This window comes from Chroococcidiopsis cubana SAG 39.79, from assembly GCF_003991895.1.
GTDB classification, from domain to species: domain Bacteria; phylum Cyanobacteriota; class Cyanobacteriia; order Cyanobacteriales; family Chroococcidiopsidaceae; genus Chroococcidiopsis; species Chroococcidiopsis thermalis.
On the sequence record NZ_RSCK01000027.1, the window covers coordinates 29,121 to 41,516 of the forward strand.

General features: G+C 41.0%; 2 protein-coding genes. Both read right to left on the bottom strand.

The window, feature by feature from the left end; all coding sequences use genetic code 11:
• Window positions 1-7 precede the first annotated feature (7 nt).
• The gene (locus DSM107010_RS17325; RefSeq protein ID WP_106165786.1) at window positions 8-7,759 is read right to left on the bottom strand and encodes a non-ribosomal peptide synthetase; all 7,752 of its coding nucleotides are present in this window, start codon (window positions 7,757-7,759) and stop codon (window positions 8-10) included.
• A gap of 17 nt (window positions 7,760-7,776) precedes the next feature.
• Window positions 7,777-12,393 (bottom strand): non-ribosomal peptide synthetase, encoded by a 4,617-nt coding sequence (locus tag DSM107010_RS17330; RefSeq protein ID WP_106165785.1) that lies wholly within the window; start codon window positions 12,391-12,393, stop codon window positions 7,777-7,779.
• Window positions 12,394-12,396: the final 3 nt, after the last annotated feature.

The following is a 12,396-nucleotide window of genomic DNA, read 5'->3' on the forward strand; positions in this document are numbered from 1 at the left end:
TTTCCTCCTAATCCAAACCCATTTGTGCAAGAACTTTTTCTAATTGATTTTCATCAAGCATTACATCAGGAAAATCTGAAGGAGTATAACCTCCAGCTTCTGGAGATAGACAATGAGCAATGAGTTCACACAGCACTTCTTTAAACTTTTCGGCTATAAACTTGACTGTAGTTTGACGATGAATATTTTTGCTATAAGCCCAATTCACTCTTAGCTTGCTGTTAGTTATTAAAGCGTTGATTTCTAATAGATAGCTCCTTTGACCGTGCTGGCTCAGAGCTAATCCGCTAGATTCTCGAGCAAACTTAAACGAAGAAGACTGAGAAAAAGTCTGGTCAAACTGACCCAAGTAATTAAAAAGCACTTCAGCTTTGGAGGTACTATTGAGCGATTCTGTTATTTGTCGATCGCGACTTAAATAGCGCAGTACACCATAACCAATACCTCGATTGGGAATACTCCGCAGTTCTTCTTTGACTATCTTTAAAGCTGTCCCTGGATCTAAAGCTGCTTCTAAATTGATGTGGACTGGAAAGATACTTGTAAACCAGCCGACGGTACGAGATAAATCTACATTGTCGAAAATTTCTTCCCGTCCGTGACCTTCTAACTCTACTAATAGAGATTGATTCCCAGTCCAACTAGCAAAAGTTTGCCCCAGTGCCGTGAGCAACACATCATTAATTTGAGTGTTATAAGCTTGTGGCACTTCTTTTAAGAGTGCTTGAGTTTCTTCGGCATTTAGCTCTATTGATACGATCTCTTTAGAAGCTTCTGTGTTTTCTCCATTGAGATCATCTACTGGCAGAGCGAAAATTTCTTTTTGAGACAAAGCTAACCAGTAATGCTGTTCTTGCGCTAAGGCTTCTGATTTGGCATACTCCTGTAGATCGTATGACCACTGTTTAAAGGAAGTAGTTTTCGCTGGTAACTTAACAGTTTTGCCTTGACTTAGCTGCTCATAAACTGTTTGTAAGTCCTCCAGCAAAATTCGCCAAGAAACCCCATCTACAGCTAAGTGATGGATGATAATCAATAAACGGCTTGGCTGATGACTACCCAAATCAAACAACGCTACTTGAATTAAAACTCCACTGGACAAATCGAAACTTGCCTGTAATTTGGTAGCCGCTGCTTCGATAGCTGGCTGTTGTTCTGCTGCTGATAGTGTAGAAAAATCGAATCGTGCCAACGTTACTTCTTTTTCAGGTGGTGCTATTACCTGCTCCCAGCCAGAATTAGGTTGCTCAAACCGTAGCCGCAGAGCATCGTGGTGGATGTATAAATGCTGTATACTCTGCCTTAACACATCTGGAGCGATCGCTGGTTGAATTTCTAATAAAACAGCTTGGTTGTAATGGTGTAACTCTGGTAAATTTTGATGGAAAAACCATTGCTGGATGGGTGTCAGAGGTACTAAACCTGTAACAATCCCTTGCTCGGCTTGAGTAGTCTCGTCAGTAGTCAGACAGACGGTAGCTAATTCAGCGATATTTTGGTACTGAAATAACTGTTTTGCAGTCAGCCTTAAACCTGCTTGGTTAGCTTTAGCAACTATCTGAATAGTTAAAATTGAATCTCCACCTAGTTCAAAGAAGTTGTCTTCAATCCCCACTTGTTCTACACGCAGAACTTCTGCCCAGATTTGAGCTAGTTTAGCTTCTATCGGGGTACGCGGAGCTATAAACTGTTTATCTAATTCTGGTCTAACGTCATCTGGTGCTGGCAATGCTTTTCTATCTACTTTGCCATTTGGTGTCAGTGGTAAAGCTGGTAACTGCACAAATGTAGCCGGAATCATATACTGGGGCAAATTCTGACCGAGAAAGTGGCGCAATTCACTAATTGCAGGTGCAGGTTGTTGTTTCGCCACCCAATAAGCAACTATTCGCTGTTCTTCAGCAATAACCACAGATGCTTGTACTGCTGGATGTTGGCTAAGTACCGCTTCAATTTCTCCTAGTTCAATTCGGAATCCGCGAATTTTAACTTGGTGGTCAATACGTCCAAGGAACTCTATATTACCGTTAGGTAGGTAACGGGCTAAGTCGCCAGTTTTGTACAGACGCGCACCTGGTTTATGACTAAATGGGTTGGGAATGAATTTTTCTGCTGTTAGCGTTGGGCGGTTAAGATAGCCTCGTGCAAGACCAGTACTAAAAATGTATACTTCACCAGGTATACCAATTGGTGATAGTTTTAACTGACTATCCAATATATAAATTTGGGTGTTAGCAATTGGGCGACCAATAGTAATTAAATCATCTTCTGCGTTAACAAGAGAAAATGTAGAATAGGTCGTATCTTCCGTAGGACCATAAAGATTAAAGACGTTTTGTACAGAAGTTTTTTGATACAACTGTTGCACCACTTTTTGAGGCAAAGCTTCACCTGCTAAATTAATGGTACGTACACAAGCGAGTATACCATCAATTCTAAGTAATTCAGCGATCGCGGATGGAACAGTATTAATTAAAGTTACTTCTTGAGCAGCAACTGAAGAGTGCAAATGCAACAGATTTTCTGTAACAATTACTTTCCCACCCCAACTTAGAGGCACAAATATTTCAAATACTGATAAATCAAAACAGATAGAGGTTGATGCTAAAACACCAGATAGGTCTTGGTAGCTAAATATTTCTTTCGCCCAATATATTAAGCCAATAACGTTTTGACGATCGATGACCACTGCTTTTGGTTGACCAGTTGAGCCAGATGTATAAAGAATGTAGGCATTATTAATTGATGAAACTAGAGTATTAATATTTTCTCTGCTTTCATTCTTGATAATTTGCCAGTCTCTATCAATACAAATTGTTTTGGCTTGATGAGGAGGTAATGTCTCTAATAGATGTGCTTGAGTCAGTAGTATTTTTACTTGAGCATCTTGGAGCATGAAAGCTAAACGCTCTTGAGGGTAATTTGGATCTAGTGGTAGATATGCCCCGCCTGCCTTGAGAATTCCCAATAGCCCGACGATCGTTTCTATGGAACGCTCTACACAAATCCCCACCAGTACCTCTGTCCCAACTCCCAGTTTTTGCAAGTAATGTGCTACTTGGTTAGCTCGCTGATTTAGTTGGTGATAGGTAAGTTGCTCATGTTCAAATACTACTGCAACTGCATCCGGCGTGCGTTCTACCTGTGCTTCAAATAGTTGATGGATGCACTTGTCTTGGGGATATTCAACCTGAGTTTGATTCCAGCCTACTAATAATTGGTGTTGCTCATCTGCTGTTAACAGGGGTAATTCAGAAAGCTGTTGTTCTGGATTAGCAATGATACCACCTAGTAACATCTGTAAATGCCCTGCCATCCTTTGTATAGTTTGCGGCTCAAATAAATCGATACTGTACTCTATAGTTCCTACTAGTCCCTCCTCTGTCTCTCTCATGTTTAGTGTCAAATCGAACTTCGCAGTACCGCTGTCACTTTCGAGAGTACTTAAAGTCAAACCAGGTAACTCTACCTCTGAGTTTTGTGCATTTTGAAGCACAAACATCACCTGGAATAGGGGTGTATGGCTTAAGTCTCGCTGTGGCTGTATTTTTTCCACTAGCAGTTCAAAAGGCGTATCTTGGTGGGTATAAGCTCCTAAAGCTACTTCTTTAACCCGATGCAGCAACTCTTGAAAACTGGGATTGCCTTCAAGATTAGTCCGCAACACCAGGGTATTGGCAAAGAAACCAATTAAACCTTCTATCTGGCTGTGGTTACGATTAGCGATGGGAGAACCTATGACAATATCATTGCTTCCGGTGTAGCGGTGTAGCAGTGTCTTAAAAGCTGTCAGTAAGGTCATGAACAAAGTGCTTCCCTGTTGCTGGCTCAAAGATTTTAACGCCAGAGATTGCTCAGGAGACAAACAGAAAGAATATTTTGCACCACGGGAGGATTGAATAGTCGGTCGCGGATAGTCAGTTGCTAACTCTAGTACGGCTGGCGCACCATCTAGCTGTTTTAGCCAGTAAGCAAGCTGGGATTCTAGTACTTCTCCCTCAAGCCATTGTTTCTGCCAAGCTGTGAAGTCTGCATACTGAATTTCGAGTTCGGGTAAAGGCGAAGGTTGCCCCTCACAAAAAGCTTGATAAAGTATTGCTACCTCACGCACTAGCACATCTATTGACCAACCATCAGAGACAATGTGATGCATGGTCAATAGTGTGACGTATTCCTGTTCGCTCAAGCGGAGTAATTTCACTCGTAGCAGAGTGTCAGCCTCTAGGTTAAACGGCTGCTGCGCCTCTGCTAGGGCTAGTTGTCTGACCTTGGTTTCTCGTCGATCTGGCGGTAATTCGCTCAGGTCAATTACTGATAATAACCCTGGTGTTGTCGGTGAAACGACTGCTATGGCTTGCCCTTCGACTGTCCGAAAATTGGTTCGCAAAACTTCGTGACGGCGGAGAATTTCATTAAAACTCTGTTCTAGTGCTGCGAGATTTAACTGTCCTTCTAGGCGCACAGCAGCAGGAATATTGTAAAAAGGGCTATCCGGCTCTAACTGGCTAAGAAACCATAATCGCTGTTGGGCAAAGGATAAGGGTAATTCTGGCGATCGCTCAATGCGCTCGATCGGTGGTAACTCTAATCTTTTGTCGGCGTTAATTGCTGTTTGAATTTCTTTAGCTAACTCGCTTAGTGTTGGCAATTCAAACAAGCGACGTATTGGTATCTCTACCTCAAATACTTGCCGGATCTGGGATATAACACGAGTTGCTAGAAGGGAATGTCCGCCCAAATCAAAGAAGTTATCGTTTACACCTACCTTTTCTAAACCCAGTACCTTCGCCCAAACTCCAGCGAGCATTTCTTCTACTGGTGTGGCAGGAGCTACAAAATTAGATTCAGATGTTAGCTGTGTTAGGTTAGGTGCTGGCAATGCTCGTCTGTCTATTTTACCATTGGGTGTCAAAGGTAACGCTTCTAATACTACAATAGCTGTTGGCACCATATAGTTTGGCAGCTTTGACTCTAAGAAGCGGCGCAGTTGAGCAATTGTTACTATTTGCTCTGGATATAGAGTTATATAAGCTACTATTTGATTTGCGGATTCATCTTGGCGCATGACAACCACACTCGTAGATACAGATGGGTGTTGGTTGATAGCAGCTTCAATTTCTCCTAGTTCAATGCGGAAGCCCCGAATTTTAACTTGGTTATCAATCCGACCAATGTACTCTAGTTCCCCACTTGGTAAATAACGAGCTAAATCACCTGTTTTGTAAAGACGTGCATCTGGTTTGCGGCTAAAGGGGTTGGAGATAAATCTTTGTGTAGTTAGTTCTGGTTGGTTCAGATAACCCCGCGCTATTCCAGCACCACCAACATACATTTCACCGGCTACGCCAATAGGTAAAAGTTGCTGGTTTTGGTCGAGTAGGTACACCTGTAAATCTGGGATCGGACGACCAATTACGCTACCTAAAGACTGCATCACATCTTCTTGGGTTAACCGACGATAAGTGACGTGAACGGTGGTTTCGGTAATGCCGTACATATTAACGAGCTGCGGTGAGCGATCGCCATGTCGCTCAAACCAGGGTTTTAGGCTTTGCAGTACTAAGGCTTCGCCACCAAAAATAACAAACCGTAGATTCAATGAGTGCTGCTGCAAAACAGCATCGGCTTGAATCAGTTGGTAAAAGGCGGAAGGCGTTTGGTTGAGAACCGTTACCCCTTGAGTGGAGAGTAATTTATAAAACTCTTCTGGAGAGCGACTGACCCAATAAGGCACAACCACTAACCGTCCGCCATAAAGCAGCGCACCCCAAATTTCCCAAACTGAGAAATCAAATGCGTAGGAATGGAATAAAGTCCACACATCATTACTATTAAATTCAAACCAAGCTTGAGTAGCTGCTAACAGTCTTACTACATTGGAATGCTGAATTAACACACCTTTGGGTATACCAGTGGAACCAGAGGTGTAAATTACATAAGCTAAGTTATGGCTGCTGACATCAGTTAATGGGTTTTCTTGGCTTTCTTGAGCAATTTTTTCCCAATCGGTATCTAAACAGATGACTTTGGCTGCATAATCCCCTAGTTGTGCGACTAAGTTCTGCTGGGATAATAAAACCTGAATTTGGGAGTTTTCTAGCATGAAAGCTAAACGCTGTTGGGGGTAGCTTGGGTCGAGAGGGATATAAGCACCACCAGCTTTAAGAATCCCTAAAATGCCAATTACCATTTCTAAAGAACGCTCGACACAAATTCCCACTAATGCCTCTGACTCAATACCCAATTTTTGCAAGTAATGTGCTAGTTGATTGGCTCGCTGATTTAGTTCTCGATAGGTGAGATGTTGCTCTTCAAAAACTACAGCTACAGCATCTGGTGTTTTTTCTACCTGTTCCTCAAATAATTGATGAATGCACTTATCCTGCGGGTACTCAGTTGTGATGGTATTCCATTCTAAAAGTTGATTTTGCTCAGTTTTTGTTAACAAAGGTAGTGAAAAGAGCGATCGACTAGGATTTACAACTATACCCTCCAGTAAAGTTTTTAGATGGACTAATATCGCTCTGATGGTGGCTACATCAAACCTGCTGCAATCATATAAAATCTTTAACGATAACTCTGTACTTACCCCAACTGAAAACGTGATGGGATAGTTTGTCGATTCTACAGACCGAATATTATGGATCTGCATTTCTGTAGCCCATTCTTTTAACGAAGCGTCTACAGGATAGTTTTCAAATACAAAAATACTCTCAAACAGGGGCAAATCTCTACGAACTTCACTCCATCCCTGTACTTGTACTAAAGGGCTATATTCATATTGTTGCGCCTCTAATTGTTGCGCCTGGAGTTTTTGCAGCCAAGGAATCAGCAACTCATTCCCAGAAACCTGTACCCGCACTGGTAAAGTGTTAATAAACAGCCCCACCATTGATTCCGAACCGACTAATGCAGGTGGACGACCAGCAGAAGTTGCTCCAAAAACAACATCTTCTTCACCGCTATAGCGGCTCAGGAGGATAGCCCAAGCTCCCTGTAAAACAGTATTTAAGGTCAACTTGTGCTGTCGCGCTAATGTTTGCAGGGCGACTGTTGTTACTGGTGATAGCTTGATTGATTCTTCCCCAGATCCTGTAGCTGAATTTGACAAACTACCGATTCTCAACTGAGTGGGTGCAGTAAAACCCTTCAGAACCTTACGCCAAAATGCTTCAGCTCGATCTAAATTCTGCTGTTGCAGCCAAGCAATGTAATCTGCATAAGGACGAGAACGTGGTAATGGTAAAACTTGCCCTTGACAAAGTGATTCGTAAGTCTGAAAAACTTGCTGAAGCACTAAAGCTGTAGACCACCCATCTAAAAGCAAATGGTGGCTACTCCAAATAAAATGGTAAGTCTCTTGGGCTAGCTGAATTAAAATCAAGCGCATCAGGGGTGGCTGAGAAATATCAAACCCTTTCTGGCGGTCTGCTTGCAAGAAGACTTCTAGGCTTTCTTGCTGCTCAACAACTGACAAGGATTGCCAGTCATATTCTTGCCAAGGTAACTCCACAAATCTATGCACTACCTGAAACGGCTCTTTGTGCTGCTTCCAGTAAAAAGACGTGCGTAAAATTGGATGCTGATTTATGATTTGTTGCCAAGCTTGTTTAAAAGCTGGAATGTCAATAGTTTTAGTAAACGTATAACAACTTTGAACAAAATAAACCCCTGATTCTGGTGCGGAAAGGGTATGAAAGAGCATACCCTGCTGGATAGGTGAAAGTGGATAGATATTTTCAATATTTTTCTTATTCATTATTAATTACCTTAAGGCTAACCGAGTTCTGCCATTAATCGATCCAGTTCTTGTTGACTAAACTGCATCTGGGGAAAATCAGAAGGAGTGTAACCCTCAGCTTCGGGGGACTGACAGTGAACAATGAGCGATCGCAACGCTTCAATAAATACTTGAGCCAGCTTTTCAACCGTGGTTTGTTTATGTAATGCTTTGCTATAAGTCCAATTTATATGCAGTTGACTACAAACAATTAATGCACCTACCTCCAGCAAACAGTCGCGGCTTCCTCTAGGACTTTGTGTTTCTCCAGCAGATTCAGCAGCAGGTCGAAACATAGAGGTTTCAGAAATTACTTGGTCAAACTGACCTAAGAAGTTAAATGTTACCTCTGCTTGGGGTAAAGTTTGCACATCAGCAATTGACTTTTCACTGAGATAACGCAATACACCATAGTTAATACCTTTACAAGGAATATTACGCAATTGTTCTTTTACCGTCTTTAATGCTTCTCCATTACTAAAAGTGGCTGTGATATCTAACACCACCGGAAAGATACTAGTAAACCAGCCAACAGTGCGGGATAAATCCACGTTTTCTAAAATGTCTTCTCGTCCGTGACCTTCCAAATTAATCAAAAGTGAACTATTACCAGTCCATTGATAAAATGTCTGCACAAGAGCAGTTAGCAAAATATCATTAATTTGAGTTTGATAGGCTGCTGGTACTTCATGTAATAAAGATTCGGTTTCTTCCTGGGTAAGACTAACTGAAATGGTACAAGCTGAAGCTACAGTATTTTCTCCATTTAAATCGTCAATAGGCAAAGAAGAAATATTTTGGTAAGACTGACTCAACCAATAATTTATTTCTGCTTTTACAGTTTCCGAGTTAGCGTATTCTTGAAGTTTTTCAGCCCACTGTTTTACCGAAGTAGTTTTCGCTGGTAGTTGTATCTCTTGCTCTCGGCTGAGTTGTTGGTAAGCAGTTTGTAGGTCTTCTAGTAAAATCCGCCAGGAAACTCCATCAATGGCGAGATGGTGAACGGTAAATAATAATCTGTTGGGTTGTTTTGCCCCCATTACAAATAAAGCAACTTGAACTAATGGACCTTTTGATAAATTTAAGCTGGCTTGTAGAGCAGTAGCTTTAGCCTCCATAGCCTGCTTCTGCTCGCTTTGGGATAGGCTTGATAAATCAATAATCGAAAAAGGTGATATTCGATCGGGAGCTGCAATAATTGACTCCCAACCAGATTCAGTTTGCATAAAGCGCAAACGCAGTGCATCGTGGTGAGTCAGTAATTTGCAGATAACCTGCTCTAATAAAATTGGGTTACAACTTCGATCTACTTCTAGCAATACCGCTTGATTCCAGTGATGGGAATCAACAAGTACCTGTTCAAAAAACCAACTTTGAATAGGAGTTAGAGGTAAAGAACCCGTAACAAGACCTTGTTCGGTTTCAATTTTTGTAATTGTACCTGCTACAGCCGCTAAATCGGCAATTGTCTGATATTCAAATATCTGTCTGGGGGTTAGCTGCAACCCAGCTTGTTTAGCTTTAGCAATAATTTGCAGACTCAGTATCGAATCTCCACCTAACTCAAAAAAATTGTCATTAATACCAACTTTCTTGAGTCGTAGGGTTTCAGTCCATATCTGCACCAGCGTTTCCTCAATTGGAGTGCGGGGTGTGATGAAAACCGTTTGTAATTCGGGTCTAGCGGCATCTGGTATAGGCAGGGCTTTGCGGTCTATTTTACCATTTGGTGTCAGTGGTAATTTTTCCAAGAGTACAAAAGCAGAAGGCACCATATACTGTGGTAGACTTGCTTTCAAGTATTTTCGTAACTGTGGTATCAGTTCACTTTTATTTGCTGAGTCAAAATTCCCAGTAGTAGGAACGATATATGCTACTAAACGTTTGTCACCAGGGTTATCTTCTCTAACTATAACCACAACTTCTCGGAGGGGTGGATATTTACTCAGGACTGCCTCAATTTCTCCCAGTTCAATCCGAAAACCGCGAAGTTTGACTTGGTTGTCAATGCGTCCTAAAAACTCGATGTTTCCATCTGGAAGATAGCGAACTAAGTCACCAGTTTTATAAAGCCGTTCTTGTGGTTTTTGGCTGAAAATATTAGTAATAAACCTTTCGGTGGTTAATTCTGGATGGTTGTGATACCCTCTGGCTAAACCTTCACCACCAATGTAAAGTTCTCCAGTAACGCCTACTGGTACTGGTTGTAAATAGTCATCTAATATATAAAGTTGGCTGTTAGCATAAGGTGTGCCAATCGGTACTAACTGTTGAGCTGGTAACTCTACTGTGGCGTGTTCAAAATATGAACTGTCGATTGTGGCTTCGGTTACACCAAAAGAGTTAATTAACCGTGTTTCTTTACCAAGAACATCACGGAATTTACTATACTCGGCTCCATACCAACTATCAGAACCACAGATAACCAACCGCATAAAATCGAGTTTTTGTTGGCTTTTTTCTAGGTACTGCACAAGGTTTCTTAATACAACTGGTACAAATTCCGCGCAGTCAATTTTGTGTTGACGCATCAATTCATAGAGTTGTTGGGGTTCTAGAAGTATTTCCCTTGGACACAGCACTAACTTCCCACCAGAACACAAAGCCCGAATTAAATCTCCAGAAAAGACATCAAAGGAAAAGCTAGCCATTTGTAAATGACAGCGAACTTGAGAACTTAGTTGATAAGCTTTTTCCCAAGCATAGTAAGCATTAACAAGGTTGTTATGTTGAATCATTACCCCTTTTGATTTACCCGTAGAACCAGAGGTGTAAATCAGGTAGGCTAAATTTTCTGGTTGTACGTTGCTGGTTGGGTTAGATTCTTCTTCGTTAGCAATTAATTCCCAATCTGCATCTAAATATATGACTTTCTCTGCATAGGTGGAAATAGTTTCAACCAGTCGCTTTTGAGTGAGTAGGATATTACAACCCGCATCCTGCAACATGAATTCTAAACGTTGCTGTGGTTGATCTGGGTCTAATGGTACATACGCACCACCTGCTTTTAAAATACCTAAAAGTGCGATCGCCATTTCTAATGAGCGTTCTACACAAATACCAATTAATTGGTCGGGTATTACTCCTAATTTCTGTAAATAATGAGCGACTTTATTAGCTTGCTGATTTAGTTGTTGATAAGTAAGACTTCTACCTGCAAACTCTACTGCGATCGCCTGAGGTGTTTGCTTAACAATGTTTTCAAATAGCTGATGAAGGCAAATATTTTGGGGATAATCAACTTTGTTGCTATTCCATACTAATAGCTGGTGTTTCTCTGTATCTGTTAACAGTGATAAATCTTTTATTTCACTGTAAGGATGACTCACCATGCCTTGCAACAATGTTTGGAGATGTCCTAACATTCTGTGGATGGTGGCAAAATCAAAGCGATCGCTCTGATAATCTATAACAATTTCTAACTCTTCACCAGGAAGAACACTAACTGTTAAGGGATAGTTAGTGCGATCGACAGTACTAATGCTTTGAACTACTAAATTCCCTTGCCATTCTTTTAAAATCCTGTCTACTGGGTAATTTTCAAATACTAATATGCTTTCAAATAAAGGCATCCCTCTTGGTACTTCACTCCAACCTTGCACTTCTACCAGTGGGCTATATTCATATTGCCTTATTTCTGCTAGTTGTGATTGTAATTTTCTCAACCAAGATAACAAAGATTCTTTAGTATCAATTGTGACTCGTACAGGTAGAGTATTGATAAACATCCCCACTATAGACTCGGCTTTGGCTAAATCTGCTGGACGACCGGAGATTGTTACACCATAAACTACATCTGTTTCTCTACTGTAGCGGCTTAAAAGTAGAGCGTAAGCTCCTTGGACAAGGGTGTTGAGTGTGAGTTGATTCTGTTTTGCTAAAGATTGTAGTGCTGTGGTGGTTGTTTGTGAAAGCTTGATTACTTGCCGATCGTATTTCTCTGGTTGGTTGGATAAGTTTTTATTATTTAAATTAATTAAGGGCGTGGGTGCTGTAAAGCCCTGTAATGACTGTTGCCAAAATTCCTTTGCTTTGTTTAAATCTTGTTGTTGTAACCAACCAATATAATCACCAAAGGAACTCTCTAATAATAAAGGTAAATTTTTACCTTGGCAAAGCGATTGGTAAATTTCTACTACTTCTTTTAAAACTAAAGCTGTTGACCAACCATCTAAAATAAGATGATGTTTACTCCAAACCAAGTAATAAGAATCATCGTTACAGCGAATTAAAATCAGCCGCATTGGGCATGGTTGTGTTAAGTCGAAATTGCAGGTGCGATCGCTCTCCAAAAAATTATGCAATTTCTGCGACGACTCATTTGGGTTTAGATTTCGCCAATCGTACTGTATTAGCGATATTTTGACTTCCCGATGCACAACCTGTAAAGGTTTTTCTAGATTTTCCCAATAAAAAGCTGTGCGTAAAATAGTGTGGCGGTTGACTACTTCTTGCCAAGCTTGTTCAAAAGCTACAACATTAAAATTGCCTTTCAGGAAGTAACATAACTGGACAAAATAAACAGCCGATTCGGGAGCATACAAACTATGAAAGAGAATTCCTTGTTGTAAGGGTGATAGTTCATAAATATCTTGGATATTATCAGCTTTCATATG